This is a genomic window from Kribbella shirazensis, assembly GCF_011761605.1.
GTDB classification, from domain to species: domain Bacteria; phylum Actinomycetota; class Actinomycetes; order Propionibacteriales; family Kribbellaceae; genus Kribbella; species Kribbella shirazensis.
In genome coordinates this window covers 2093991-2120169 of sequence record NZ_JAASRO010000001.1, presented here as the reverse complement: position 1 = coordinate 2120169, position 26179 = coordinate 2093991, and the positions used below count along the sequence as shown (strand labels likewise).

Sequence of the window (26179 nt, the reverse complement as noted above, 5' to 3'; positions counted from 1 at the left end):
GCAGAACTACCGATGACCGAGTGGTCCCGTACGGCCCATTGTGAGCCTCATGAGCACAACGGCAACGACTCGATCGCGTCTCGTCACGCCGCAGTTCGTGCTGCTGGGGAGCGCGGCGCTGGCCTACTTCCTTGCCGACGGCATGCTGGTACCGGCCGTGCCGCGGTACGTCGCGGGGCCGCTGACCGGTGGCAACATCGCGGTCGGCCTGGTCGTCGGAGCCTTCAGCCTCTCCGCGCTGGTCCTGCGTCCGTGGGCCGGACGGCTCGTGGATCGGCGGGGGCGCGCGGTCGCGATGGCCGTCGGCGGCATCGTGTTCGCGGGCTCGGTCGCCGCCTACGGCTGGGCGGGCTCGGTCGAGGCGCTGGCCGCGCTACGGCTGCTCACGGGTGTCGGCGACGCGTTCTTCTTCGTCGGCGCGCTGACCGCGATGACCGATCTGGCGCCGGTCGAGCGGCGCGGCGAGGCGATCAGTCTGTTCTCACTGTCCTTGTACGTCGGTCTCGCGGTGGGGCCTCCGCTCGGGGAAGTCCTCTTCGGCGCAGTCGGGTCCACCGCGGTGTGGCTGGTCGCGGCCGGGTCGGCGCTCGTCGCCGTACTGCTCACCCTGGGCGTGGGCGAGACCCGCGCGGAGGCGGGCGAGGTCGACGCGGGCGTGGTGCGGCTCGTTCCGCGAGCGGCCGTCGTACCTGCGCTGCTGCTGCTCGCGCTCGTGTGGGGTATGGCGGGGTTCCTGGCGTTCGTGCCGCTGTACGCGCTCGACCTGGGCCTGCCCGGTGCCGGCTTCCTGCTGTTCGGGTTCGCGGGGATCGTCGTGGTGATTCGCGGCGCCGGTGCGCGGGTTCCGGATCGGTTGGGGGCCGCGCGCAGTGTGCGGGTCGCGTTGCTGTGCTGCACGCTCGGGCTCGCGGCGATCGGTGGATCACGGAGTACGGCGGGGCTCGTGGTCGGCACCGCCGTACTCGGGATCGGGATCGCCCTCGGGACGCCCGCGATCATGATGCTCGCGCTCGAGCGCGCACCGGCCGGCGAGCGGGGCGCGGTGATGGGCACGGTCAGCATGAGCATCGATCTCGCCACCGGCCTCGGCCCGGCCAGCTTCGGCCTGGTCGCCGCCGCCACCGACCGCGGCACAGGCTTCCTCGCGGCCGCGCTGGTCGCCGCCGCCGGCCTCGCGCTGGCGGTCAGGCAGGGAGGATACAGACCGGTTTCGGCCAGCTGACGGTGTCGTCCGTCTGGGTGAGCCGGCCGTCGGCGGCGATGGTGAACGTCGCGATCTGGTCGGAGCGCTCGTTGGCGGCGTACACCTGCGTCCCGTCGTTGCTGAAGGCAAGGTGTCGCGGCCAGTCACCGCCGGAGCCGATGGTCTGCGCCAGTTCGACGCTCAGCCCGTCGGCGGCGATCGCGAACACCGCGATCGTGTTGTCGCCGCGGTTCGAGCCGTAGAGGAAGCGGCCGTCGGCGGAGATCAGCAGCTCGGCCGGGAAGTTCTCCCCCGGCGAGTCGGCCGGACGGGTCGAGGCGGTCTGCACGATCTGCAGCTTCCCGTCGGCGTAGCTGCAGACCGTCAGCGTCGAGTCGAGCTCGTTGATCACGTACGCCGCACCGGCGGTCGGATGGAACACCAGGTGCCGCGGCCCCGCGCCCGGGTGGATGCGCAGCCGGTCGACCTCCTGCAGCGACCCGTCGTCGGCGAGCGTCGAGGAGTAGACCGTGTCGGACCCGAGGTCGACGTCGAAGACATACGCGCCTGCCGGGTCGAACGCGACCTGGTGCGCGTGCGGTCCCTCCTGGCGGTCCGCGTTCGGACCGGTCCCGGACCGCTGGACGAAGTACGCCGACTCGCCGAGCGAACCGTCGGCGCCGATCGGGTGCACGGCCACCGAGCCCGACGTGTAGTTGGCCGACAGCAGGTACCGTCCGGACGGGTCGATGTCCAGGTGACACGGGTGCGCGCCGCCGGTCGGCTGCTGGTTGAGCAACTCCAGCCCGCCGTCCGGCTGGATCGCGAACGCCGAGACCTTGCCGTCCTGCTCCTCGTTCGTGGCGTAGAGGAATCGCCCGTCCGCGGACCTGACCAGGAACGACGGATCGGCGACCGTCGCGACCATCCCGATCCCGTCCAGCGGCCCGAGCGCGATCCCGTCCCCGCCACCGTCCTGACTGGTGTAGCTCCCGACATAGATCCGCTCAGAAGTCATAGGCCATACCTTGCCAGGTGCGCGGTCGACGCGAACACCTCTGTCCAGACCGTAGAGCGCCGACCCCCAGCCCAGGTCCGGGACAAGGACCTGCCATCCCAACCGCCTGTACAGCCTTGGTGCCGGACGGTCGTCGACGTACGTCGTGAGCAGCGCGCGCCGGTGCGGGAGGTCGCGCATCAGCTCCTCCATCAGCGCCGTCCCGACACCGCGGCCCTGCGCGCCAGGGAGTACGGCGAGCTCGACGACCTCGAAGTGCCCGCCGATCCATTCTGCGGTGAGCTCCGGGCCGATCGCAGCGGCCACCCGATCCGGCCACCACTGCCCGAGCTGTCCGGTGAACCCGTACGCGAACCCGACGACGTTCCCGCCCACCCGCGCCGCGACCAGCCTGAAGTCGTCGCGGTCCGCGTGCGTCGGGAGCTGCTCGCCGGCGAACCGCGCACTGTCCGCGCGCTCGTCGTCGTACCCAGGCGCCCCGAAGGCCGCGGCGAACACCTGACCGAGTTCGTCGGCGATCTCCAGAGCTGCGAGTCGGTCGAGGACGGTGATCACCTCACCTAGCCTAAGGTACTTCGACACCACCGCCTGGCTGGCGCGAACCATTGACAGTGCCTCCGGCCAGAATTACGGTCCTTGCCGTAATTACCGCCGCTCCCGGAGGTACGGTCATGCACAGAAGACATTTCCTCAGCCTGGCAGCCGGAACCGGAGCGGTGGTCGCGCTCCCGGCGCCGTTGCGCGCCCTCGCCGCTGACTGCCCGCCGGCCGATCTCGGGCCCGGCATCGTGTCGGCGCCGATCACCGGCGCGGCCCAGGACGGCAACGACCTGTACCTCGTCACGCGCGGGCTGCAGCCTGCCGTAGTGGCGCGCTTCGACCTGTCGTCGCGCACCGTCACGGCACATCAGACCCTGTCGACCGGCACCGGCGGCTGGGCGGCAACGGTGTCCGGCGGCAAGGTGTACGTCGGGATGTACTCCGTCGCCGACATCCACGAATACGACCCGGCCACCAACACCACCAGGCGGCTCGGCCGGCTGGGCAGCGAGCAGTTCGCCTTCGACCTGGCCACCGCGCCTGACGGCACGCTCTACGCCGGCACGTATCCCGGCGGGAAGCTCTACCGGATCGACCCCGCCGGCCCGACCTTCACCGACCTCGGCCAGGCCGCCGCCGGCCAGACGTACGTCCGCTGCGTCGCCGTCGCTCCCGACGGCGTCGTCTACGCCGGGACCGGTGCGCGCGCCCGGCTGGTCGTCCTCGACGGCACAACGAAGTCCGAGATCCTGCCGACCGAGCTGCACACGGAGTCCTTCGTGTACGACGTGGCCGCCGACGCCGACTGGATCGCGGCCGGAACCGAACCGTCCGGGAAGTTCGTCCTGATCGACCGTCGCGAGCCGGCGTCGTACCGGATCGTCGACACCGGCGACCGCACCGTCGACATGCTGCAACTCAACGACGGCGAGGTGCTGCTGACGAGCCGGACCTCGGGTTCGCTGTACAGGTACGACATCGCCGCGGCGACGCTGACCAAGCTGGCCGCGCCGACGCCGTACGACGAGACACGCGGTGTGTTCGCCGTCGGGGACCAGATCGTCGGTGTGGCCGGCAGCGGTTCGGTCTGGTCCGTCGACCGGGCGACCGGTCGGACCACGATCACCGATCTGCAGGCTGCCGGCATGCCCGCCGCACCGGAGCCGGCCCAGTCGGTGTCCGTGCTCGGCCGGGATGCCTTCGTCGGCGGCAACTTCGGCCTGCAGGCGCACGACACCAGCACCGGTGCCGGCTTCAAGGTGCACATGGGCGGCGAGGCCAAGCGTGCGGTGGCGGTCGGCGACCAGCTCTACCTCGCCACCTACCCAGGCGCCTTTGTCGACCTCTACGATCCCGGCCGGCGCGAGGTCACCCGCCTCGCGGCGATCGGCGGGAACGAGGATCGGCCCCGGGCGATGGTCGAACTGCCCGGCCGTCACGCGCTGGCGATCGGCACCAGGGCGCAGTACGGCCACACCGGCGGCTCGCTCGCACTGTTCGACCTGGGCACCCGGGAGGTCGTCCGGTACGACGCGCTCGTGCCGGACCAGGCGATCAGCGCGGTCACCGCGGATGACACGACCGCCTACCTGGGCAGCGAGATCTACGCGGACGGCGTACCGCCGGTCGCGAAGGAGGCGCAGCTCGTCGCCTTCGATCTGACCGCCCGGCAGGTGCGGTGGCGGTGGACTCCGTTCGCTGGTCTCGACGGCTACACCGACCTGCTCGTGCACGGCGACACCCTCTACGGGCTGACCCGGAGCCGGATCCTGTTCGTCGCCGACCTCCGGACGCGGACGATCGTCCGCAGCTACCCGGTGGACGGCGCGGTCGGCGAACTGGTGCTGCGGCGTGGCGTCGTCTTCGGCGCCACGGCGACGCAGGTGTTCCGGCTCGACGACACCGGCCCGTCGACTGTCGTGGGCGGACTGAACGGCTACTGGTACAACGAACCGCAGCTGGCTCTGGACCGGCGTACCGGTGACCTGCTGACGCTCAGGGGGAACAACCTGGTCCGGATCGACCCGGATGGCTGCTAGCCGACTAATGCCGGGCTGTACGGCAGCGCGCTGACATAGGGTCGGGCCGTGGACACCGAAGCGATGTTGCAGCGGATCGGAGTCGACGGGTGGGGTGGGCCGCCGCGGCTGGAGGCGCTGGTGCGGTTGCACGAGGCGTTTGTCGATCAGGTGCCGTACGAGACGGTGCAGTACCAGCTGACGCCGGGTGGACCGCTGGAGCCGGAGGAGGTGGCGAAGCGGATCATCGCGCGGGAGGCCGGCGGGTACTGCTTCCAGCTGAACGGGTCCTTCGCGCTGCTGCTGACCGAGCTCGGGTATCGCGTGCGGATGCACCGGGGCGGCGTACAGACGGTCAATCGTCCGGGCGGCGTCGACGGTAGTCACCTGGTGCTGACGGTCAGCGGGCTGATCGAGGATCCCGACCGCGTCTGGCTGGTCGACGCGGGGCTCGGCGACGGTCTGCGTCACCCGATGCCGCTGGAGGCCGGTGCGGCGGAGCAGTACCCGTTCACGCTGCGGCTCCGGCCGTCCGAACTGACCGACGGCTGGCGTCTCGACCACGACCCGCGCGCGAACCTGATCGGCATGGACTTCGAGTCCGCAACGGTCGGACTGGACGCGTTCGCCGCGCAGCACCAGCAGTTGTCCGCCGACCCGTCGTCGCCGTTCGTACGGACGGCGTCCGCGTTCCGCCGGACGCCGGAAAGCGTTGTCGTACTGCGTTCCATCGGGCTGAGCGAAACGTTTTCCGACCGAGTCGACAACAGCCTGCTCGACCACCGTGACGACTACTTCGCCGCGCTCGCAGACGTTTTCCGCCTGCCGCTCCCGCACTACAGCGCCGCTGCCCGCGACGCACTCTGGCGCCGGGTGTGGGCGCAGTACGAGGACTTCGTGGCGCGGACTACTTCCTCGTCGTGAGGACGAGGACGGCGGTGTCGCCCTCGGCGTACTTCAGGCTGGCGGTGTGCAGCGGTCCACCCGAGTCGCCCCAGCTGCTCATGCCGTTCCCACTGAGGCTGACGTAACCGTTGCCGTCGGTGATCTTGAGCGTCCCGTCCACCACGGTGACGGTGGACTTGTCGCCGGTGATGTCGAGCATGGCCTTCCCACGGATCAGCACCTCACAAGTGCCGTCGTTACAGGCCTTGTAGTTCTGCCCGTCCTTGGCCGCAGGCACCGACTCACTGGCAGCAGCCGTTGCGGACGAAGGCGTTGCGCTCGAAGGGGTTGCGGTCGAAGGGGTTCCAACAGACGGTGTGGGTTCCGAGGACGTGCTCGGCGACGGTCCGGCGCTTTCGTCCGAGCCGCCGCAGGCGACCAGCATCGACAGCAGGAGCAGTCCGGTGATTCCTCGTGCGATCACGCTCCCACGCTACCGAGCGAGGGTGACCCGGCCCTGGCGATGGCAGGAACGTGTCAGGTCGCGAGCGCGAACATCACGCTCGGGAGCACCGACAGTACGGCGGCGACCGCCGCGCACAGGGAGATCATCGCGACCGCCGGCGACTCGATGTCCACCGAGAACGGATCGTCGGCGGGCAGCCGGAACAGTTCGGCGACCCATCGCAGGTACACGGCGAGTCCGATCATCACGTTGACGGCCATCACGATCGCCAGCCACCCCAGATGCGCGCCGATGACGGCCTGGAAGGCGGCGAACTTCGTGAACAGCCCTGCCAGGCCCGGCGGCAGACCGGCCAGCACCACCAGGAAGAAGATCAGCGCCGCGGCCAGGCCCGGCTCCGAGCGGACCATGCCGCGATAGTCGGTCAGCAGACCGCCCGGACGATGCCGTTGGACGACAGCGACCGCCCCGAAGGCCCCGAGCGTCACGATCACGTACGCCGCCAGGTACCCGACGACTGCCTGCGCATCCCCGACGGCCAGCGGCGCGAGCAGGAACCCGACCTGACCGATCGACGACCAGGCCAGCAGCCGGACCGCCTCGACCTGCCGAAGGGCGGCCAGGTTCCCGACGGTCATCGTCACGGCCGCCAGGATCGCGACCGCCGTGCGCAGCCCCGAATCCGACGGCGCGATCCCGGACGTCACCACCACGAGCAGCCCGGCCACACCGGCCGACTTCGACACGACCGCGAGGAACGTGGTGACCTCCACCGGCGCGCCGACGTACGTGTCCGGCAGCCAGGCGTGGAACGGCACCGCCGCGATCTTGAACGCGAACCCGACGATCACGAACAGCGCGGCCGCGAACGCCACCCGGGCAAGATCCGGGTCGAGCCCGGACAACCGGTTCGCGATCGTGCTCAGGTACAGCGAGCCGGTCACGCCGTACAGGTAGGAGACCCCGAACAGCATCACCGCGGTCGACAACACCGACACGAGGAACGCCTTCAGCGCGCCCTCCGACCCCCGCCGGTCACGCCGCAGCGCGACCATCGCGAAGCTCGGCAGCGACACCACCTCGAGCGCGATCACCAGCGTCGCGAGATCCCGCGCACCCGCGAGGACCGTCGCGCCGGTCAGCGCACTCAGCAGCAGGAAGTGGTACTCCCCGATCGGCACATCCGGGGCCAGCAGCCGGTACGCCGAGAGTCCGACGACGCCCAGCCCACCGATCAGGAGCACCGCCCACAACCCGGCCGTCAACGGCTCGAACACCAGGCTGCACTGGGCCGGCCCCTCGACCGCCGACTGACAGAACGCCGGCTTGAAGTCGTCCCGCTGCGCCCACACGAACACGAGCCCGAACAGGATCACGGCGCTGGTCAGCAAGGTCACCACGGTGTGCCGCAACTCCGCCGACGCACTCTTCCAAAAGCTGTCGATCAGCAACACAGCAACCGCACCGATCGCCAGCACCAGCGGCACGGCAATCGCCTGCCAGTCGGTCCAGGTCAGCGTCACAGTGCACCCCACTGCTGCAGGAGGAGGCCGGGCCAGACGCCGAGCAGTACGGTCAGCGCGACCAGCGGCGTCCAGGTGACCAGCTCGATCCGGCTCAGGTCGACCGCGAACGCCGCCGGCGGGTTCTCGGCCGGATCACCTTGGCAGAGGTTCCGGACCAGCCGCAGGAAGTACGCCGCGGTCAGCACCGTCCCGACGCCGGCGATCACCATGAACACCAAGAAGGTTGTCCGCGGCAACGACGGTGCCGGGTCGTAGGCTCCGAGCAGGACCAGCATCTCGCCCCAGAACCCGGCCAGCCCGGGCAGCCCGAGCGACGCGAGACACGCGAAGGTCAGCAGCGCGGCGATCCGCGGCAGCCGTGCGTACAAGGCCCGCCCGAGCGTCCGCAGGTCACTGGTGTCGTGCCGGTCCTTGATCGCCCCGGCGAGGAAGAACAGCAGCCCGGTGATCAACCCGTGCGCGATGTTCGCGAACAGGGCGCCGCGCAGGCCGGCCGGGGACATCGTCGCGATCCCGAGCCCGATGAAGCCCATGTGCCCGACGCTCGAGTACGCGATCAGCCGCTTCACGTCGGTCTGCGCCAGGCAGGCCAGCGATCCCGCGACGATCGCCACGGTCGAGAACGCCCCGAGGTACGGCGCGATCGTCGCCGTCGCGTCCGGCAGCACGGGCACCAGGATCCTGATCAGGCCGTACGTCCCCAGCTTCAGCAGGACGCCCGCCAGCAGTACCGAGCCGACTGTCGGGGCCTTCGCGTGCGCGTCCGGCAGCCAGATGTGCAGCGGCCAGAGCGGCACCTTCACCGCGAGCCCGACCGCGATCAGCAGCGCGGCCGCCAACGGGATCCCGTGCCCGCCGGCGACCGGCGAGTTGGTCAGCTGGACGATGTCGAACGTCCCGGCCACCCGCTGCACCAGCAGGAACCCGAGCAGCATCAACGCCGACCCGAGCACCGTCATCAGTACGAACGTGGTCGCGGCCCGCTTCCGCCCGGCCGGGTCGTGGTGATCGCCCCAGATGTCGATGACCAGCCACATCGGGATCAGCACGATCTCGAAGCAGACGAAGAACAGCACCAGGTCCATCGCGGAGAACGTCCCGATCACCCCGGCCTCGATGACCAGCAGCAGGGCGATCAGGGACCGGGTCCGGCCGATCCGGGGCGTGATCTTCAACGAGTACAGGCAGCAGAGGAACGTGAGCAGCGCGGTCAGCACGATCAGCGGTACCGAGATCGCGTCGACACCGAGATGGAACCGGACCCCGAGCGACGGGATCCACGGCAGGTCGGTCTCCGCGCGCAGGAAACTGTCGCGCGGTTCGTAGCCGGCCCAGCCGCCGGTGCGCGGCCAGAGGAACAGCGACCCGACCAGCACCAGCCCCGAGATCACCGACCCGTACGCCGCCGCGAGCCGATCGCCGATCGCCGCCGGGATCGCCCACAGCGCGAGGGCCGCCAGGATCGGCAACGCCAGGATCGCGAGCAGGACCGCGTTCACGAGCCGATCACCCCCGCGAGAACGGCCAACGCGACCACGCCGATGACAGCCGCGGTCAGGTAGGTCTGCACGTTCCCGGTCTGCAGCCTCCGGAACCCCTGCGACGCCAGCGTCCCCGTCCGCCCGACGGCTCGTACGTAGGCCCCGATCACGTCGCGGTCCCCCAGCACGGTCAGCTTCGCGAGCCACCGCACGGGGACGACGACCAGACCCTGGTACGCCGTGTCCACGCCGAACTCACGCTCCATCACCACGGGCCGCGGATCCGCTCCACGCCGCCACAGCGAGTACGCCGGGAGCGCGCCGAGCAGCACGAGCGCGAGCGAGACCAGCCCGATGATCCAGTTGAGGTGCACGCCGTCGGCGTACCCGAGGGCGATCGCCGCGAAGGCCAGCAGGACGAGCGGTGCCAGCATCACCCAGGGGGCGTCGCGCAGCTTGGACGTGTCGGGCTCGTCCAGATCGGCGGTCGCGTCGCCGTCCTCGAACGCACCGATGCCGCCGGCCAGCGCGGGCGTCCGGAAGAACGTCCACAACCACAGCCGCAGGCAGTAGAACGCGGTGAGCGCCGCCGTGAGACAGACCGACACCAGCACGACCCAGCCGACGGCCGACCCGTCGCGCGCGTCCTCCCAGGCCGCCTCGATCACGGTGTCCTTGGAGAAGAACCCGGCGAATCCGGGGACGCCGGCCAGCGCGGCGAGGCCGATCGTCATCGTGACGAACGTGACCCGCAGCGCGTTCCGCAACCGTCCGCGGCGGGTGTAGCGCCGCAGTACGACGAGAGCCGCGCTGCCGACCTGATGCAGGAGCACGCCCGCGCAGAGGAACAGCAGGCCCTTGAACGCGGCGTGCGTGACGAGATGGAAGAGCGCCGCATGCCGGCCGTCCTCCGTGCCGAGCGACAGCGCCGAGAACATGATCGCGAGCTGGCTCACGGTCGACCAGGCGAGCACCCGCTTCACCTCGACCGCGGCGGCTGCGCACAGCGCCGCGAACAGCATCGTCACGCAGGCGACGACCGCCAGGACCGTCAGCGTGGTCGCCGACGCGGCGAAGACGTCGTACAGGCGGGCGATGAGGAAGACACCGGCGGCGACCATCGTGGCCGCGTGGATCAGGGCGCTGACCGGGCTCGGGCCGGGCATCGCGTCGGGGAGCCAGGTCTGCAGCGGGACCTGCGCCGACTTGCCGACCACGCCGACGAGCAGCAGAAGCGTCCCGGCGGTGAGCACGCCGGGCGACATGGCCGCCGGGTCGAGCTCGGAGATCCGGAACGTCTGTGCGCCGACACCGAGAACGAAGATGCCGAACAGGAAGCCGACATCGGCGAGCCGCGTCATCAGGAACGCCTTGACCGCACCGGAACGGGCATCACGGCGTTCCCAGTAGTGGCTGATCAGCAGGTACGAGCACGCACCCATCACTTCCCACCCGATCAGCAGGAAGAAGAGGCTGTCCGAGATCACCACGGTCACCATCGCGGCGGTGAACAAGGTGACGAGCGCGTGGTACGACGCGGCGCGCTGGTGCAGGTACCCGAGTGAGTAGACCTGGACGCAGGTCGCGATCACGCCGACGACCGCGAGCAGCAGCACCGTCAGGTCGTCGGTGCGGACCGCGAAGCCGATGGTGAGGTCGCCCACCGGGGAGTTCAGGAAGGCCGTCTGGTCGGGGCTGGCGCCGTACAGCAACGCGGCGGCCAGGAGGACGAGCAGCGAGAAGCTGACGCCGGCGACGCGCCAGGCGGTGGCGATCATGAGGCGTGCTCCTCCTCCACCAGGTCACGAGCCGCGTCGGCGTCGACGTGGCCGTGGCCGCGGAACAGCAGGAGGACGATGGCCAGGCCGAGGCCGATCTCGGCGGCGGCCAGGGTGATCACGAAGACCGCCAGGGTCTGGCCTGCCGTGTCGAGCCGCCAGGCGTCGAAGGCGACGAGGTTCAGGTTGACGGCGTTCAGCATCAGCTCGAAGGACATCAGCATCGTGATCACGTTGCGCCGGGCAAGGACGCCGTACACGCCGATGCAGAACAGGAGGACGGCCAGCAGCAGCGGGAGGATCAACGGCATCGCGTCAGTCCTCCTTCTTCCGCACCGACAACGCGATCGCGCCGATCAGCGCGGCGAGCAGCAGCACCGAGAGCACCTCGAACGGCAGCACCCAGATCTTGAACACCTGCGTGCCGATCGCCTCCGCCGATCCGTCCGCGACGGGCTTGACCTTTTCATTGCCAAAGGCAAGTACTACGCCGGCGCCGAGCACCAGTGCGAGCACACCGGCGACAACGGCCGCGAACGGACTGCGGCCGGTGGTCAGCGCGGGCAGCGGATTCGTCGGCGCCTTGGTGAGCATCAGCGCGAACAGGACGAGCACGACGATCGCGCCGACGTACACCAGGATCTGGACCAGCGCGACGAACTCGGCCTGCAGCGCGCCGAAGCAGCCCGCGACCGCGCCGAGCGCGACCACCAGCCAGAGCGCGGCGTGCACGATCCGGCGCGAGACCACGACGACGACGGCGGCCAGCACCGCCACCGCGCCGGCGACGGAGAACAGGACTGTTGTCACGCCTCGTCCTCGGAAGCCGGTGCCGTCGGGCCGGGGTCGACGGGCTGCGGGGCGGGGACCGTCCACATCCAGTCGCGGAGGCGGTCCTTCTCGTGCGTGAGGTTGCGGATGTCGGTCTCGGCGTACTCGAACTCCGGCGACCAGAACAGCGCGTCGAACGGGCAGGCCTCGATGCAGATCCCGCAGTACATGCAGAGGCTGAAGTCGATCGCGAACCGGTCCAGGACGTTGCGGCTGCGCTCCCGCGCCTGCTCACCGACCGACGGCGCGGTCTCGGTGTGCGAGTCGATGTAGATGCACCAGCTCGGGCATTCGCGCGCGCACAGCATGCAGGAGGTGCAGTTCTCCTCCATCAGCGCGATCACGCCCCGGCTGCGCGGCGGCAACTCGGGCAGAACGTCCGGATACTGCTCGGTGACGGACCGACGGGCCAGGGTCCTCGCGGTGACCTTCAACCCCTCGACCAGGCCCTTGCCAGGCAACCCCATACTCCACCTCCCGTCTCTAAGCAGGACACTAGCCGATTCGCCGCCGCTACAGCTCGCCTTCGAGGCGGGCCGTGACCTGGCGGTAGCGGCTGACCGGTATCAGGTGAACGCCGTCGAACGCTCCCGAGTCACGGATCTTCAGGATCTGCTCGCAGGCGTGGTCGACGCCGGCGTCGCGGTCGGACTCCACCGCCTCGATCAGGCTCGGCGGGATCGTGAGCTGGGGCAGCCCGGCGAGGTTGCGGGCCATCCGCGCGGAGGCGAGCACCATCACCCCGGCGTACACCGGGATCTCGACGTCGGCCGAGTCACGCCAGCGGAGCAGTTCGTCGAGGTCGTAGCTGACCTGGACGTACAGGAAGTCCGCCTCGGCCTTCCAGCGCGGGACCTTGGTGAGGCGGGTGGCGGCGCCGACCTTGAAGGGGTTGCAGCCCGGGTACGACGTCTCGCGGGTCTGCTCGATCATCCGGCGTACCGTCAACTGACTCGTCCGCGCACCCTCCGCCGGGTCGTCGCCGTGGACGAACAGGAACTGCTCGACGCCGTACGCCGCCGCGGTCAGCAGATCGCGGCGGAAACCGAGCAGGTTGCGGTCCCGGGAGTTGAGACAGGCGATGCCGCGGGCGCCCATCAGCTGCACCTCGTTCGCCACCGCGACACTCGACACGGTCGCCCGCCCGATGTGGTTGTCGGGGATCAGGAAACCGTCCGCGACGGCGCTCATCACGCCGATCTGGTGCCGGACCTTCTTCAGGTCCGGTCGCGTCGGCGGCTCCACCTCGCAGATCAGTTCGAATCCCGGCACGCCGGGGACTCTACCGAAGCTGGTCCCTCAGGAACTTCTGTTCGGATTGGTTCGGGCCCAGGGACAGGGCGGCCACGTAGGCCGTGCGTGCTTCGGAGGTCCGGCCGAGGCGGGTGAGGAGGTCGGCGCGGATCGCGTGGAAGAGGTAGTAGGAGTCGAGCGGCAGCGCGTCGACGAGCGTGAGCGCGGCGGCGGGACCTTCGACCTCGGCGACGGCGACGGCCCGGTTGAGGGCTACGACAGGCGTGGGATCCAGGGTCAGCAGGTGGTCGTAGAGCTGGAGGATCTGCGGCCAGTCGGTGGCGTCGGGGGTTGCGGCGTCGGCGTGGACGGCGTTGACGGCGGCCTGGAGCTGGTACGGGCCGGGACGGTTGCGGCGCAGGCACTGGCGGACGAGGGCGTGGCCTTCCTCGATCAGCGCGCGGTCCCACAGCGCGCGGTCCTGGTCGCGGAGGCGGATCAGTGTGCCGTCGGGGGCGACGCGGGCCGGGCGACGGGAGTGCTGGAGGAGCATCAGGGCGAGCAGGCCGACGGCCTCGGGTTCGTCGGGCATCAGTTCGGCCAGCAGGCGACCGAGCCGGATCGCCTCGGCGGCCAGGTCGTCGCGGACGAGGGTCTCGCCGGACGACGCGGCGTACCCCTCGTTGAAGATCAGATAGACGACGGCGAGTACGCCGCGCAGCCGCTCGGGCAGATCCGCCTCGTACGGGACGCGGTACGGGATGCCCGCGGCACGGATCTTGGACTTCGCGCGGACCAGGCGCTGCGCCATCGTCGGCTCCGGCACCAGGAACGCGCGCGCGATCTCGGCTGTGGTCAGGCCGCCGAGCATCCGTAGCGTGAGCGCGACCCGCACGTTCAGGGCGAGCGCCGGGTGGCAGCAGGTGAAGATCAGCCGCAGCCTGTCGTCGTGCACGGCACCCTCCTCCACCGGCTCGGCCTCGGCGTGCAGGAGCGCCGCCTGAGCGTGTTTGTCCGCCCGCGCGGACTCCCGGCGCAGGCGGTCGATCGCGCGGTTCCGCGCGGTCGTGATGATCCATCCGGCCGGGCTCGGCGGTACGCCGCTGTCCGGCCACTTCTCGACCGCCGCGGCGAACGCGTCCTGGACGGCGTCCTCCGCGATCTCCAGATCGCCGAACACCCGGGCGAGCACGGCGACCGCCCGCCCGTGCTCGGCCCGGAAGATCCCGGCGAGATCGGGGGTCACGACTGCGAGGGCCTGACCTCTACCGGGAGGCGGAGGATCGCGGTGAGCCGGCGGGCCCAGTGCAGCGCGGCGTCGAGATCCTCCGCCTGGATGATCGTGAACCCGCCGAGGTGCTCCTTGCCTTCGGTGAACGGCCCGTCCGTGACGAGCACCTCGTCGCCCTGGGCCCTCAGCACGGTCGCGGTCTCCGGCGGGTGCATACCGGCCGCGAACACCCAGACCCCGGCCTCCCGCATCTCGGCGTTCAGGGCCGCCAGGTCGCGCATGATCGGGTCCAGGATCTCGGGCTCGGGCGGCGGCCCGTCAGGCTGGTAGATGCTGAGCATGTACTGGTTCATCGTCTGCCTCCTTCTCGTCATCGACACGAACGCCCTCAGCCCGGATCGACAGGCAACACCACAGTAATTTCCAGTCCGCCGCCGGCGCGCGGTACCGCGGTCACGGTGCCACCGTGTGCCTCGGCCACCGACCGCACGATCGACAGCCCCAGCCCGGCACCCTTGCCGCCGACGAGGCGCTCGGCGCCCAGCCGGTAGAACGGCTTGAACAGACTCTCCACCTCGTACGGCGGAATTTCCGGCCCCGTGTTCGTCACGACGACCTGTACCTGGTCGCCGACCGTCTTGCTGATCACCCGGACCCACCGCTCGCCGAAGGCGAGGTTGTGCCGGATGCCGTTCTCGACCAGGTTGTGGACGAGACGCTCGAGCAGGAGGGCGTCACCGCGCGTCGGGGCATCCCCCGGCCCGCGGATCAGCTCGATCCCTGCCGTACCTGCCTCGGAGCTGAGCTGACCGCAGACGTGCGTGACGACGTCGCTCAGATTCACCGGGTAGACCGTCGTCAGCTGTTTCTCCGAGTCCGCGAGGATCAGCAGCCCTTCGATCAGTTGCTCGTGCCGGGCGTTGATGGTCAGCAGGCTCTCGCCCAGTTCCCGCACGTCCGCGGTCGCCGTACGACGGTGCATCGCGACCTCCACCAGCGCGCGGCCGAGCGTCAACGGGGTTCGCAGCTCGTGGGACGCGTTGGCGACGAACCGTCGCTGGCCGTCGAACGAATGGTCCAGCCGCTCGACCATCGTGTCGAACGCGTCGGCGAGGTTCTTCACCTCGTCGTCGGGGCCGCGCAGCGCGATCCGCTCGTGCAACGCGGCCGGTGACGCCGCGATCCGCCGGGCCGTGTCGGTCACCCGGTGCAGCGGCGCCAGGACCCGGCCGGCCACCAGCCAGCCGAGCCCCGCCGCCACCCCGCCGACGAGGACCAGCGCGATACTGCCCTGGGTCAGCATCGACTTCACCGCGGCCTGCCGTACCTGTTCGCGCTGCTCCGCCAGCACGCGCTCCGCGTCCGAGCCGGTGAGGACGGCGCCCTCCTTGTTCATCACGTACACGTCGTTGGTCGGCGGCGCCGGCCGGCCCGGTCCTGGGCTCGGGCTCAGGTACGTCCCCTTCACGATCACCTGGTACCGCTGGCCGAGGTTCGCGGTGAACAGCGCGTACGTCACCCCGAGCAGGAGTACGCCGGCGACCATGAAGAGACCGCCGTACAGCAGCGTCAGCCGGCCTCGCAGCGAGAGGCGCTTCATAGGACCCTTCATGGAATGCGGTAGCCGACGCCGGTGACGGTCTCGACGACTCCCGGCTCGCCCAGTTTCCGGCGCAGCTTGAGGATCGTCAGCCGCACCGCTCCCGTGAACGGGTCCACGTGCTCGTCCCATGCCTTCTCCAGCAGTTGTTCGGCCGACACGGTCGCGCCGTCGGCCCGCAGCAGCTCCGCGAGTACGGCGAACTCCTTCTTCGACAGCGGCACGTAGCGGCCGTCGCGGAACACCTCGTGCCGCGCCGGATCCAGCGTGAGCCCGGCGCGCCGCAGTACCGGCGGATCGGCGGGACGGCTGCGCCGCCCCAGCGCCAGGACCCGGGCCGCCAGCTCGGCGAACGCGAACGGCTTGGTCAGGTAGTCGTCCGCGCCCAGGCCGAGACCCTCCACGCGGTCCGTCACGGCGGCCGCCGCGGTCAGCATCAGCACCCGCGTGTCCGAGCCGGACGCCACCAGCCGGCGGCACACGTCGTCGCCGTGGACGACCGGAAGGTCGCGGTCCAGGACGAGGACGTCGTACTCGTTCACGGACAACCGCTCCAGCGCCGCGCCGCCGTCACCGGCCACGTCGACGGCGTGGGCGTCGTCGCGTAACCACTCCGCGATCGCCGCCGCCAGCAACGGCTCGTCCTCGACCACCAGTACCCGCACGGGCCCCATGATCCCCGACGTTCCTGTTTCCACGCTGTTTCCGAACTTGGAAACAGCTGAGAAACGGCCGATCGAGAAAGGTTTCCGGAAACGAGAGGAGCACCCCATGCGCAACACCATTCTGGCCGTTTCCGTCCTGGCGGCCGGCCTGATCCTGGCCGGCTGCGGCGCGGACCAGCCCGACGCCCAGGTCGCCTCCGGCGGCGGCGGGCAGTCGACGGCGCCGAGCAGCGCGCCGGCCAGCCTCAGCCGGGACGAGATGGCCGTCAAGTTCACCCAGTGCCTGCGGGAGAACGGGCTGAACGTCCCGGACCCGGAGCCCGGCAAGGGGCCGATGCTGAAGTTCGACCGGAACTCCGGCGTCACCCAGGAGAAGGTCCAGAAGGCCATGGAGGCCTGCCGGGAGTACGACCCGCAGGCGGGCGGCAGCCCCAACCCGCAGCAGCAGGAGAACGGTCGCAAGTACGCCGAATGCATGCGCAAGAACGGTGTCGAGAAGTTTCCGGACCCGAAGCCGGACCAGCGCGGAATCATGATCGGCCCGGGCGTCGCGGACGATCCTGACTTCCAGAAGGCGCAGGACGCCTGCCAGAGCATCCTGGCCGCCCGGTGAGCGGTCGAACGATGCGCAAGGCACTCACAGCTGCGGTCGTCCTGGCCGCCGGGGGCGCGGCCAGCGCGTTCCTGGTGAACCGGGGCGACACCAGTCAGGCAGCGAACCCGGCCGCCCAGGCGCTGCCGGTCAACACCGCGAAGGTCACGCAGCAGACGCTGAAGGACACCGAGACCGAGGACGGCCGGCTCGGGTTCGGCACCACGACCTCGGCGGTCAACCGGGTCGCGGGGACGGTCACCGCCGTCCCCGACAGCGGGCAGGAGCTCCGGCGCGGCAACACCGTCTACAGCATCGACAACAAGCCGACCACGTTGCTGTACGGCGCGCTCCCGGCGTACCGCAGGCTCACGATCGGGACCGAGGGGACCGACGTCCTGCAGCTCGAGCAGAACCTGCAGGCGATGGGGTACACGGGGTTCACCGTGGACGACGAGTACACCGACGCGACGGCCGCCGCGGTCGAGGAGTGGCAGGAAGATCTCGGCCTGGACGAGACGGGCGTGGTCGAGCTGGGCAGCGTGCTGTTCGCACCCGGCCACATCCGGGTCGACAGTGTGCAGGCCCAGGAAGGTTCGCCGCTCGGGCCGAACCAGCCGGTGCTCAACTACACCGGCACCACCCGGGCCGTCACCGTGCAGCTGGACGCGACCGACCAGCGGCTCGCCACGCTCAACGCGGCGGTCACGGTCGCGCTGCCGGACGGGAAAACGGTGGCCGGAAAGATCCAGAAAGTTTCCACGGCGATCATTCCGGCGGAAAGCCAGGACAAGGATCCGGAAACAAAGATCGAGGTGATCGTTTCCGTCGCCGACCAGAAGGCGGTGGCGGCCTGGTCGTCGGCCGCGACCGACGTCACCTTCACCGCGTCGGAACGCAAGAACGTGCTGACCGTTCCCGTCGCGGCCCTGGTCGCGCTGCGCGAAGGCGGCTTCGGTGTCGAGGTCACCGACGGCACGACGTCGCAGTACGTCCCGGTGAAGACCGGCCTGTTCGCGAGCGGCCAGGTCGAGATCAGCGGCTCCGGCATCAAGGCCGGCACCACGGTGGGGGTCCCGAAGTGATCGAGCTGACCGAGGTGACCAAGGTGTACCCGGGCGGCGTCACCGCACTCGGCGGTGTCAGCCTGCGCATCGACCGCGGCGAACTCGTGGCGATCGTCGGCCCGTCCGGGTCCGGGAAGTCCACGATGCTGAACGTTCTCGGCACCCTCGACCGCCCCACCTCCGGCTCGGTGCGGATCGACCGGTACGACGTGGCGCGGCTGTCCGACGCCGGACTCTCCGCGCTGCGGGCGACCCGGATCGGGTTCGTGTTCCAGCAGTTCCACCTGGCGTCCGGTGTCCGCGCGGTCGACAACGTCGCCGACGGACTGCTCTACTCCGGCCTGCGGCTCTCGGTACGGCGCAAGCGTGCGGCGGCCGCCCTGGAACGGGTCGGTCTCGCGCACCGGCTCGATCACGAGCCGCACGAGCTGTCCGGCGGCGAACGGCAACGGGTCGCCGTAGCGCGGGCGGTCGCGGGCGAACCCGCCGTACTGCTGGCCGACGAGCCGACCGGAGCGCTCGACTCCGCGTCCGGAGCCGGCGTGATGGAGCTGCTGCGGGACCTGCACGCCGCCGGTACGACGGTCGTGGTGATCACGCACGACCGGGACATCGCCGCGTCACTCCCCCGCCAGATCCGGATGCGCGACGGACGAGTCGTCGAGGAGGTCCGGTCGTGAAAGGCGAACTCAGGCCCGCCACCTTGGGACTGCGCGACGTCGTCCGGGTCGGAGCGGTCGGTCTGCGCACCCGCCCGATGCGCGCGTTCCTGTCCGCGCTGGGCATCGCGATCGGGATCGCCGCGATGGTCGCGGTGGTCGGTATCTCGTCGTCCTCGCGGGCCGAGCTCGACGGCCAGCTCGATGCCCTGGGCACCAATCTGCTGACCGTCACGCCCGGCACCCGGCTGACCGGCGAACAGGCCCAGCTCCCGCTCACCGCGGAGGCCATGGTCCGCCGGATCGCACCGGTGCGCGCCGAGTCCGCGATCGGCAAGGTCGACGACGCGTCGGTCTACCGGACCGGCAAGATCCCCGACGTCCAGACCAACGGCATCATTCCGTACGCCGCCCGCACCAACCTGCTCGACACGATCGGGGCGACCGTGGCCAGCGGCAAATGGCTCGACGCCGCGACCGGCTCCTACCCGGCCACCGTCCTCGGTGCGGCCGCCGCCGAACGGCTCGGCATCACGAAGGCCGGCCCGGACGCCCAGATCCTGATCGGCAACACCTGGTTCACCGTGCTCGGCATCCTGGAACCCGCCGCCCTCGCCCCCGAGCTGGACAGCGCCGCGCTGATGGGCTGGCCCGCGGCCAGCGGGAAGCTGTCCTTCGACGGGCACCCGACCACGATCTACACCCGCTCGGACGACGCTCAGGTGGGTGCCGTCCGAGCGGTGCTCGGGGCAACGGCCAACCCGGAGGCACCGAACGAGGTGGAGGTCTCGCGCCCGTCCGACGCCCTCGCGGCGAAGCAGGCGGCCGGCCAGGCGTTCACCGGCCTGCTGCTCGGTCTCGGCGCGGTCGCGCTGCTCGTCGGCGGTGTCGGGGTCGCGAACATCATGGTGATCTCGGTGCTCGAACGCCGCGCCGAGATCGGTCTGCGCCGTTCGCTCGGAGCGACCCGCGGCCAGATCCGGACCCAGTTCCTGACCGAGTCGCTGCTGCTGTCCACCCTCGGCGGCCTCGGCGGCGCACTCCTCGGAACAGCGGTCACCGCGGCGTACGCGTCGTACCAGAACTGGCTGACGGTGATCCCGGTCTGGGCGCTCGCCGGCGGTGTCACGGCCACGCTGGTGATCGGCGGCCTGGCCGGCCTGTACCCGGCCATCCGCGCCTCCCGCCTCTCCCCCACCGAGGCCCTGGCGACGTCTTAGAACAGCACGACGCCGATGCCGGTGAGCGCCAGCTGCAGCAGCGCCACCGGCACCAGGCCCTGCCACGCGAGCTTCTGCAACTGGTCGGCACGCATCCGCGGGAACGAGACCCGCACCCAGATCACCACGACCGACACGAGCGCGATCTTCAGAATGGCCCAGATCCAGCCGATCGACTCCGGCCCCGGGCCGCTCCAGCCGCCGAGGAACAGGACTGTGGTGAGCCCCGCGAGGACCACGATCCCGGCGTACTCGGCGAGCAGGAACATCGCGAACCGCAGACCGGTGTACTCCGTGTACGGCCCGAAGATCACCTCGGAGTCCGCGACCGGCATGTCGAACGGCGGCCGCTGGAGCTCGGCGAGACCGGCGATGAAGAACACCACCAGACCGGGAAGCTGCCACAGCAACCACCACGGGTTCCAGGCGTGGCCGATCGCGGTCAGGCTCAACGACCCGGCCGCGACGGCGACACTCGCCGCGGACAGCACGAACGGCAGCTCGTAACTCATCAGCTGCGCCGCGACCCGGAGCCCGCCGAGCAGGCTGTACTTGTTGCCGCTGCCCCAGCCCGCCATCAGCGATCCGAGAACGCCGATGCTCATCACCGCGAGCACGAAGAACAGTCCGGAGTCGAGCTCCGCGCCGACGATGCCCGGCGCCAGCGGGATCGCGGCGAGCGCGGCGAGGTACGGCAGGATCGCGACGATCGGGGCCCACTCGAAGACCCGCTTGTCCGCGGCGGCCGGGACCACGCTCTCCTTCTGGACGAACTTCACCCCGTCCGCGACCAGCTGCGCCCAGCCGTGGAACCCACCGGCGTACATCGGCCCGAGTCGTGACTGCATGTGCGCCATCACCTTGTGCTCGGCCTGCCCGACCAGCAACGGCGCCACCAGGAAGGCGACCAGAACGCCCACCACTCGCACCACGAACTCCAGCATGTCGGCCAGCCTAGTGCGTCCGGCTTGACCTGAACCAACGTTGAGGTTGGAGGGTGGTCGACATGAGAACGATTCTTGTCACCGGAGCCACCGGCCGCGTCGGCCGCCACGTGGTCGCCGGGTTGCGCGCCGCGGGCGTCACCGTCCGAGCCCTTGTCCGTACGCCGGAACTCGCCGGCTTCCCGCCCGACGTCGAGCTGATCCAGGGCGACATCTACGACCCCGACGCCGTACGCCGAGCCGCGAAGGACGCGGACGCGGCGTTCCTGCTGTGGCCGTCGTACGGCGCCACGGGAGCGGAGAAGATCGTCCCGGAACTTCCCCGGCGGGTCGTTTACCTGTCCTCGCTCAACGCGCCGTCGGGCGGGGTGTGGGGCGACGTCGAGCAACTGCTGCAGCACGCCGGCAAGGAGTGGACGTTCGTCCGCCCGGGCGGGTTCGCGGTCAACGCGCAGAGCTGGGCTCCTCAGTTCCACGCCGGCGACGTCGTCCGGGTCCCGTCACCGCAGGCAGGCCGGTCGCTGATCCACGAACGAGACATCGCCGCGGTCGCCGTACTCACCCTCCTGAACGACCGGCACATCGGTCAGATCTACGACCTGACAGGACCCGAGGTCCTGACCCAGGCGGAGCAGATCCAGACCATCGCACGGACGATCGGCAAACAGGTGCGGGTCGAGGCCCAGTCCGACACCGAAGCACGCCAGGCGATGCTCGAGATGGGCGCCGACCCGGCCCTCGCCGACAGCGCGGTCGCCTACTGGGCCTCCCTCGTCGACACCCCCGAACCAGTAACCACCACAATCCCCGAGCTCACCGGCCGCCCAGCCCTCACCTTCGACGACTGGGCCACCGAACACGCGGACGAGTTCAGGCCCCCGCGGGACTGAGTGGGAGTTGGAGCCAGCCGCCGACGTCGTGGCGGCCGGCTTGGAGGGCGGCGGTGCGGGCGCTGTGGTTGGCGGAGTGGATGGTGCCGATGAGGATGCGGGTGGGGTCGGGGAGGGCCTGGGCGAGGAGGGCGCTCAGGTGCCGGCCGTAGCCGTGGCCGCGGTGGCGTTTGGCCAGGACGAGTTCGCGGACGACGTACGCGGGCAGGCCGAGGGCGTCGTCGGGCTTGATGATCGCGGCGGCGTACCCGGCCCACTCGCCGTGCACCGTCACGTCGAACAGCAGGCCGTCGTCCGCCGACTCCTGCAGGTCGTCCAGGTCCTGCAGGGTCGCCTCCTCGCGATGATGCGGATGGTCCGCGTCCACGTCGGCGTACGCGCGCAGCGCTTCCTCGTAGTGGTCGACGGCCTTCGCCGGCCGGAGCGCGAGGCCGGGCGGTACGCCGGACGGCTGCAGCTCACTGATCGGCGCGGCCAGGAAGCGCCGGTCCGGCACCGTCCCCTCGACGCCAGGCTCCGCGCTCCACAGCCGGACGTACCGCGGCCGGTGGATCCCGTAGTGCTCCTGCGCCGCCGCGGCCAGCCCCGGCAGGTCCCGCGGCTCCGGCGAGCGGGTCATCGGCGTCGCGTCGACGAACGGCTTCGCCGGGTCCAGGTTCTCGAACCGCAGGCCGAACATGACCCGCAGATCGTTGCCGACAGCAACCCAACGGTTGAGCATCGACTCGGCCGGCTTGCCGGGCGTCAGCCGTTGCGCACGCTGGGCGGCGATCTCCAGGTCCTCGGCCAGCAGGATGTCGAGCGCCGCGTGCTCCTCGGTCAGGATCGCCAGCCGGCGCGCGTCGTCGACCCAGGTGCGGGTGAGCGGATGCTGACGCTCGAGGGTGTAGCGCGCCAGCTCCTCGGCCCGCGGGATCACTCGGACTGCCTCCGGGTACGGCGTTCGCCGCCGGCACGACGTGGACGGGCCGGGGCCGACGCGGCCTGCGCCGGGGCCAGCGGATCGGGGTCGGGCGATCCGGGCGGGCGCGGCCCCCAGCTCTCGGGATCGGGGACGCCGGGCGGCAAGGTCCGGCGACGGCTCGGGGCGCCGGCCGGCGCGTGCTCGGACTCGCCCGGCTCCTTCGCCCCCGGCCACGGCTTCGCTACCCGCGACGCGAGCACGAACTCCTTCCGCAGCGGATGCCCCTCGAACTCGTCCGGCAGCAGCAGCGTCGTCAGGTTCGGATGCCCGTCGAAGCCGATCCCGAACATCTCGTGCGTCTCACGCTCGTGCCAGTTCGCCCCGGCGTACAGGTCGGTCAGCGACGGCAGTACGGCGTTGTCGCGCGGCACCAGGGTCCGCACCAGGACGTGGTCCACATGCGATCCGCCCCAGAAGTCCGCGAGATGCGACACCACCCGGAACCCGTCGGTGAGCTCGTCGGACGCGCTCAGGAAGTCGAAGTACGTGAAGCCGACCGCGTCCCGCAGTACCTCGTGGGCCGCGACCCACGACTCCGGCGGTACGTCGATCGCGGCCGGGCCGAAGCTGTCCGACTGGGTGGCCGCGATCCCCGCGCCGGTCAGCGCCTCCAGGGCGTCCGCGCTCAAGGCTGCACCAGACCGCGGGTGAGTGCGGCCGCCGACGGCTCGTCGTACCGCGACGTCACGTTCTCCCCGGCGATCTTCTCCTGGAGTTTGAGGATGCCCTGCAGCAGCGCCTCGGGCCGCGGCGGGCAGCCGGGGACGTAGACGTCGACCGGGATGATCTGGTCGACGCCCTTCGTCACGCAGTACGAGTCCCAGTACGGGCCGCCGGAGTTCGAGCAGGAGCCGAACGAGATGACGTACTTCGGCTCGGGCATCTGGTCGTAGAGACGCTTGATCGCCGGCGCCATCTTGTCGGTCACGGTGCCGGACACCACCATCAGGTCGGCCTGCCGCGGTCCGGGCGCGAACGGGATCACGCCGAGCCGGATGAAGTCGTGCCGCCCCATCGACGCCGCGATGAACTCGATCGCGCAGCAGGCGAGGCCGAAGTTGAAGACCCAGAGCGAGTACTTGCGGCCCCAGTTCAGCAGGTACCGGACCGGCTCCGGGGCGAGCTTCGCCAGCGCGCCCACGGCCGGCCGCACGGTCGGCATCCCCAGCTCGGTCTCGGCCATGTGCCCAGCCTAGTGCGGTCCACTCGTTGACCGCCCCGCCACCGCGACCTACCGTGAGATTGAACAGGACTGAACAGGTCCTCTGAAGGAGCCGAGATGAAAGTGTTGAATGCCACGCCTCCGGCGCGGCGGTCATGGGGCTGGAACTCCCGGCCTTCCCTCGTCGCTCCGGTCGCTTCGCTCCCTCCGCTCCTCAGTCCAGGCCGGGAGGCCCCATGACAGGCCAGGTCGAGGTGCAGCAGTCCCGGGCGCTCTCCGTGGAGAGCTACGGGCTGGACGTGATCGCGGACGAGGACCGCAAGGGCCGCCCGGCGCAGTTGTTCTGGCCGTGGTTCGGAGCCAACGTGTCGGTGCTCGGCCTGAGCTACGGCGCGTTCACGCTCGGGTTCGGGATCTCGTTCCGGCAGGCGGTGATCGCCGGGCTGATCGGAGTGGTGTTCTCGTTCCTGCTCTGCGGTCTGGTCGCACTCGCCGGCAAGCGCGGGTCGGCGCCGACGATGGTGCTCAGCCGCGCTGCGTTCGGCGTCCGGGGCAACAAGTTGCCGTCGCTGGTGTCGTGGATGCTGACGGTCGGCTGGGAGACCGTGCTGACGATCCTCGCCACACTCGCCACGGCCACGGTGTTCGAGCGGCTCGGCTGGGGCGGCGGCGACCTGACGAAGGTGATCGCGCTGGTCGTGGTCGGTCTGCTGACCGTGGCCTGCGGTGTTCTCGGGTTCGATCTGATCATGCGGGCGCAGACGGTCATCACGGTCGTCACCGGCGTACTCACGGTCGTCTACATCATCCTGGTCGCCGACCAGATCCACTGGAGCACGGTGTCCGCGCTGCCGGACGGATCCGCGCAGTCGATGATCGGCGCACTCGTCTTCCTGATGACGGGATTCGGCCTCGGCTGGGTGAACGCGGCCGCGGACTACTCGCGGTACCTCCCGCGCCGGGCGTCGAGCGGTGGCGTGGTCGGCTGGACGACGTTCGGCGGCGCAGTGGCTCCCGTCGTGCTGCTGACATTCGGTCTGTTGCTGGCCGGCTCGTCGCAGGATCTGAGTACGGCAATCGGCGCGGACCCGATCGGTGCGCTGGTGGAGGCGTTGCCGACCTGGTTTCTGGTGCCGTTCGTGATCGTCGCGGTGCTGGGTCTGGTCGGCGGCGCCGTACTCGACATCTACTCGTCCGGGCTCGCACTGCTGTCGCTCGGCCTGCCGGTCAAGCGGTACGTCGCCGCGCTGATCGACGGCCTGGTGATGATCGCGGGCACGATCTACGTGGTGTTCTACGGCGGTGAGTTCCTGGGGCAGTTCCAGGGGTTCCTGATCACGCTCGGCGTACCGATCGCGGCCTGGTGCGGGATCATGCTCGCCGACATCGCGACCCGGCGGCGCGACTACGCCGAGGACGACCTCTACCGGCCCGGCGGGCGGTACGGCGACGTGCGGTGGCTGCCCGTGCTGACGATGCTCGTCGCCACCGGCATCGGTTGGGGGCTGGTCACGAACACGTTCGCGTCCTGGCTGACGTGGCAGGGGTACCTGCTCGGCGCGTTCGGTCTGGGCGGCAAGGAGGGCACCTGGGCGTTCGCGAACCTCGGCGTCCTGGTGGCGCTGGTGATCGGTTTCGTCGTACAGGTGATCGGCGGCCGGTCCGCCGTACGGCAGCAGGAGGCGTGATGGTGCTCGCGATCATCGATCTGCAGAACATCTTCGCCGACCCGGAGTCCGGCTGGGCGACACCCGACTTCGAGCGGGTGATCGACCCGACCAAGCAACTGCTCGAGATCTTCTCGCCGGACGCGGTCTTCACCCGGTTCCTCGCGCCGAAGCGGCCGGAGGGCTCGTGGGTGACCTACTACGAGCACTACCCGTTCGCGCTGCAGCCCCCGGAGTCCGAGGCCTATCAACTGGTCGACGAGTTCAAGGGCGCCGAGACGCTGGACAAGACCACGTTCGGCGCCTGGGGGCCCGACCTACAGCGGCGGGTCGGGACCGGCGGCCACCTGGTGCTGAGCGGTGTGACGACGGACTGCTGCGTCATCACGACCGCGCTGGCCGCGGTGGACGCGGGCGTGTACGTCCAAGTGGTCGAGGACGCGTGCGCCGGGTCCGACGACGCCAGCCACCGCAAGGCGATCGACATCATGCGGCTGTACTCGCCGATGCTCGAGATCGTCACCGTCGACCAGCTGCGTGCGCTGAACCAGTGAGCGGC

At 70.3% G+C, this 26179-nt stretch carries 26 protein-coding genes and 1 pseudogene; 10 read left to right on the top strand and 17 right to left on the bottom strand.

The window, feature by feature from the left end; genetic code table 11:
• Positions 1-49: 49 nt before the first annotated feature.
• Positions 50-1222 (top strand): MFS transporter, encoded by a 1173-nt coding sequence (locus tag BJY22_RS10385; RefSeq protein WP_167205665.1) that lies wholly within the window; start codon positions 50-52, stop codon positions 1220-1222.
• Here BJY22_RS10385 and BJY22_RS10380 read toward each other — a convergent pair.
• A complete protein-coding gene (locus BJY22_RS10380; protein ID WP_167205663.1) occupies positions 1185-2756 on the bottom strand; it encodes a GNAT family N-acetyltransferase in 1572 nt (523 codons plus the stop codon). The two genes, BJY22_RS10385 and BJY22_RS10380, sit on opposite strands and share 38 nt — an antisense overlap.
• A 116-nt stretch (positions 2757-2872) precedes the next feature.
• On the opposite strand from BJY22_RS10380, the gene BJY22_RS10375 reads away from it, so the two are divergent.
• Both BJY22_RS10375 and BJY22_RS10370 read left to right on the top strand, forming a co-directional pair.
• Positions 2873-4780, top strand: a complete 1908-nt coding sequence (locus BJY22_RS10375; protein WP_167205661.1) for an NHL repeat-containing protein — start codon at positions 2873-2875, stop codon at positions 4778-4780.
• Between the two features lie 48 nt (positions 4781-4828).
• Positions 4829-5683 (top strand): arylamine N-acetyltransferase, encoded by an 855-nt coding sequence (locus BJY22_RS10370; protein WP_167205659.1) that lies wholly within the window; start codon positions 4829-4831, stop codon positions 5681-5683.
• Here BJY22_RS10370 and BJY22_RS10365 read toward each other — a convergent pair.
• The 12 genes and pseudogenes from BJY22_RS10365 to BJY22_RS10310 all read right to left on the bottom strand — a co-directional run bounded on the left by BJY22_RS10365 (position 5667) and on the right by BJY22_RS10310 (position 16455).
• Positions 5667-5942, bottom strand: a complete 276-nt coding sequence (locus tag BJY22_RS10365) for a hypothetical protein (protein WP_167205657.1) — start codon at positions 5940-5942, stop codon at positions 5667-5669. The genes BJY22_RS10370 and BJY22_RS10365 overlap by 17 nt on opposite strands.
• Before the next feature lie 239 nt (positions 5943-6181).
• On the bottom strand, positions 6182-7633 hold the full coding sequence (locus BJY22_RS10360; RefSeq protein WP_167205655.1) for a proton-conducting transporter transmembrane domain-containing protein: 1452 nt from the start codon (positions 7631-7633) through the stop codon (positions 6182-6184).
• Entirely contained in the window at positions 7630-9135 is a 1506-nt protein-coding gene (locus BJY22_RS10355; protein ID WP_167205653.1) for an NADH-quinone oxidoreductase subunit M, read from the bottom strand. The genes BJY22_RS10360 and BJY22_RS10355 overlap by 4 nt, the downstream gene beginning before the upstream one ends.
• Complete coding sequence (locus BJY22_RS10350; protein WP_167205651.1) at positions 9132-10895, bottom strand: NADH-quinone oxidoreductase subunit 5 family protein; 1764 nt, start codon at positions 10893-10895, stop codon at positions 9132-9134. Before BJY22_RS10350 ends, BJY22_RS10355 begins: the two co-directional genes overlap by 4 nt.
• Positions 10892-11206, bottom strand: a complete 315-nt coding sequence (gene nuoK / locus BJY22_RS10345) for an NADH-quinone oxidoreductase subunit NuoK (protein ID WP_167205649.1) — start codon at positions 11204-11206, stop codon at positions 10892-10894. Before nuoK ends, BJY22_RS10350 begins: the two co-directional genes overlap by 4 nt.
• Positions 11207-11210: 4 nt before the next feature.
• Entirely contained in the window at positions 11211-11705 is a 495-nt protein-coding gene (locus BJY22_RS10340; RefSeq protein ID WP_167205647.1) for an NADH-quinone oxidoreductase subunit J, read from the bottom strand.
• 137 nt (positions 11706-11842) lie between these two features.
• Positions 11843-12058: pseudogene (locus tag BJY22_RS41525) on the bottom strand (4Fe-4S binding protein); the annotation flags it as partial.
• A gap of 181 nt (positions 12059-12239) precedes the next feature.
• A complete protein-coding gene (locus BJY22_RS10330) occupies positions 12240-12998 on the bottom strand; it encodes a methylenetetrahydrofolate reductase (RefSeq protein WP_167205643.1) in 759 nt (252 codons plus the stop codon).
• Between the two features lie 10 nt (positions 12999-13008).
• Positions 13009-14205, bottom strand: a complete 1197-nt coding sequence (locus BJY22_RS10325) for a sigma-70 family RNA polymerase sigma factor (RefSeq protein WP_167205641.1) — start codon at positions 14203-14205, stop codon at positions 13009-13011.
• The gene (locus BJY22_RS10320) at positions 14202-14543 is read right to left on the bottom strand and encodes a YciI family protein (RefSeq protein WP_167205639.1); all 342 of its coding nucleotides are present in this window, start codon (positions 14541-14543) and stop codon (positions 14202-14204) included. Before BJY22_RS10320 ends, BJY22_RS10325 begins: the two co-directional genes overlap by 4 nt.
• 35 nt (positions 14544-14578) lie before the next feature.
• The gene (locus BJY22_RS10315) at positions 14579-15790 is read right to left on the bottom strand and encodes a sensor histidine kinase (protein ID WP_238350334.1); all 1212 of its coding nucleotides are present in this window, start codon (positions 15788-15790) and stop codon (positions 14579-14581) included.
• An 8-nt stretch (positions 15791-15798) separates the two neighbouring features.
• On the bottom strand, positions 15799-16455 hold the full coding sequence (locus BJY22_RS10310; protein WP_167205635.1) for a response regulator: 657 nt from the start codon (positions 16453-16455) through the stop codon (positions 15799-15801).
• A 106-nt stretch (positions 16456-16561) separates the two neighbouring features.
• Between BJY22_RS10310 and BJY22_RS10305 the strand changes: the two genes are divergently transcribed.
• Genes BJY22_RS10305 through BJY22_RS10290 form a run of 4 tightly spaced genes read left to right on the top strand, consistent with a single transcriptional unit; the run spans position 16562 to position 19993 of the window.
• Entirely contained in the window at positions 16562-17068 is a 507-nt protein-coding gene (locus BJY22_RS10305) for a hypothetical protein (RefSeq protein ID WP_167205633.1), read from the top strand.
• Between the two features lie 11 nt (positions 17069-17079).
• Positions 17080-18132 (top strand): peptidoglycan-binding protein, encoded by a 1053-nt coding sequence (locus tag BJY22_RS10300; RefSeq protein ID WP_167205631.1) that lies wholly within the window; start codon positions 17080-17082, stop codon positions 18130-18132.
• Positions 18129-18794: an ATP-binding cassette domain-containing protein gene (locus BJY22_RS10295; RefSeq protein WP_167205629.1), complete on the top strand. Its 666-nt coding sequence runs from the start codon at positions 18129-18131 to the stop codon at positions 18792-18794. The genes BJY22_RS10300 and BJY22_RS10295 overlap by 4 nt, the downstream gene beginning before the upstream one ends.
• On the top strand, positions 18791-19993 hold the full coding sequence (locus BJY22_RS10290) for an FtsX-like permease family protein (RefSeq protein WP_167205627.1): 1203 nt from the start codon (positions 18791-18793) through the stop codon (positions 19991-19993). The genes BJY22_RS10295 and BJY22_RS10290 overlap by 4 nt, the downstream gene beginning before the upstream one ends.
• On the opposite strand, the gene BJY22_RS10285 is transcribed toward BJY22_RS10290, so the two are convergent.
• Positions 19990-20937, bottom strand: a complete 948-nt coding sequence (locus tag BJY22_RS10285) for a complex I subunit 1/NuoH family protein (RefSeq protein WP_238350333.1) — start codon at positions 20935-20937, stop codon at positions 19990-19992. The two genes, BJY22_RS10290 and BJY22_RS10285, sit on opposite strands and share 4 nt — an antisense overlap.
• 62 nt (positions 20938-20999) lie before the next feature.
• On the opposite strand from BJY22_RS10285, the gene BJY22_RS10280 reads away from it, so the two are divergent.
• Positions 21000-21827 carry an SDR family oxidoreductase gene (locus BJY22_RS10280; RefSeq protein ID WP_167205625.1) on the top strand — a complete coding sequence of 276 codons (828 nt, stop codon included), beginning with the start codon at positions 21000-21002 and terminating at the stop codon, positions 21825-21827.
• Here the strand turns inward: BJY22_RS10280 and BJY22_RS10275 are convergent.
• From BJY22_RS10275 to BJY22_RS10265, 3 genes are read right to left on the bottom strand one after another with little or no spacing between them, the layout of a single operon-like run.
• The gene (locus BJY22_RS10275) at positions 21808-22746 is read right to left on the bottom strand and encodes a GNAT family N-acetyltransferase (protein WP_337758473.1); all 939 of its coding nucleotides are present in this window, start codon (positions 22744-22746) and stop codon (positions 21808-21810) included. The genes BJY22_RS10280 and BJY22_RS10275 overlap by 20 nt on opposite strands.
• On the bottom strand, positions 22743-23420 hold the full coding sequence (locus BJY22_RS10270) for an NADH-quinone oxidoreductase subunit C (protein WP_167205623.1): 678 nt from the start codon (positions 23418-23420) through the stop codon (positions 22743-22745). The genes BJY22_RS10275 and BJY22_RS10270 overlap by 4 nt, the downstream gene beginning before the upstream one ends.
• Positions 23417-23974 (bottom strand): NADH-quinone oxidoreductase subunit B, encoded by a 558-nt coding sequence (locus tag BJY22_RS10265; protein ID WP_167205621.1) that lies wholly within the window; start codon positions 23972-23974, stop codon positions 23417-23419. Before BJY22_RS10265 ends, BJY22_RS10270 begins: the two co-directional genes overlap by 4 nt.
• 215 nt (positions 23975-24189) lie before the next feature.
• Here BJY22_RS10265 and BJY22_RS10260 point away from each other — a divergent pair, with 215 nt between their 5' ends.
• Positions 24190-25641 carry a purine-cytosine permease family protein gene (locus tag BJY22_RS10260; RefSeq protein ID WP_167205619.1) on the top strand — a complete coding sequence of 484 codons (1452 nt, stop codon included), beginning with the start codon at positions 24190-24192 and terminating at the stop codon, positions 25639-25641.
• The gene (locus tag BJY22_RS10255; RefSeq protein ID WP_167205617.1) at positions 25641-26174 is read left to right on the top strand and encodes a cysteine hydrolase family protein; all 534 of its coding nucleotides are present in this window, start codon (positions 25641-25643) and stop codon (positions 26172-26174) included. Before BJY22_RS10260 ends, BJY22_RS10255 begins: the two co-directional genes overlap by 1 nt.
• The last annotated feature ends 5 nt before the right edge of the window (positions 26175-26179 follow it).

Excerpts from the sequence above, each read along its gene's own strand:
- BJY22_RS10385 (WP_167205665.1), top strand. The coding sequence starts at position 50 with ATGAGCACAACGGCAACGACTCGATCGCGTCTCGTCACGCCGCAGTTC.
- BJY22_RS10375 (WP_167205661.1), top strand. The coding sequence starts at position 2,873 with ATGCACAGAAGACATTTCCTCAGCCTGGCAGCCGGAACCGGAGCGGTG.
- BJY22_RS10350 (WP_167205651.1), bottom strand. The coding sequence starts at position 10,895 with ATGATCGCCACCGCCTGGCGCGTCGCCGGCGTCAGCTTCTCGCTGCTC.
- nuoK (WP_167205649.1), bottom strand. The coding sequence starts at position 11,206 with ATGCCGTTGATCCTCCCGCTGCTGCTGGCCGTCCTCCTGTTCTGCATC.
- BJY22_RS10320 (WP_167205639.1), bottom strand. The coding sequence starts at position 14,543 with ATGAACCAGTACATGCTCAGCATCTACCAGCCTGACGGGCCGCCGCCC.
- BJY22_RS10315 (WP_238350334.1), bottom strand. The coding sequence starts at position 15,790 with ATGAAGCGCCTCTCGCTGCGAGGCCGGCTGACGCTGCTGTACGGCGGT.
- BJY22_RS10305 (WP_167205633.1), top strand. The coding sequence starts at position 16,562 with ATGCGCAACACCATTCTGGCCGTTTCCGTCCTGGCGGCCGGCCTGATC.
- BJY22_RS10300 (WP_167205631.1), top strand. The coding sequence starts at position 17,080 with ATGCGCAAGGCACTCACAGCTGCGGTCGTCCTGGCCGCCGGGGGCGCG.
- BJY22_RS10285 (WP_238350333.1), bottom strand. The coding sequence starts at position 20,937 with ATGCTGGAGTTCGTGGTGCGAGTGGTGGGCGTTCTGGTCGCCTTCCTG.
- BJY22_RS10280 (WP_167205625.1), top strand. The coding sequence starts at position 21,000 with ATGAGAACGATTCTTGTCACCGGAGCCACCGGCCGCGTCGGCCGCCAC.
- BJY22_RS10265 (WP_167205621.1), bottom strand. The coding sequence starts at position 23,974 with ATGGCCGAGACCGAGCTGGGGATGCCGACCGTGCGGCCGGCCGTGGGC.
- BJY22_RS10260 (WP_167205619.1), top strand. The coding sequence starts at position 24,190 with ATGACAGGCCAGGTCGAGGTGCAGCAGTCCCGGGCGCTCTCCGTGGAG.
- BJY22_RS10255 (WP_167205617.1), top strand. The coding sequence starts at position 25,641 with ATGGTGCTCGCGATCATCGATCTGCAGAACATCTTCGCCGACCCGGAG.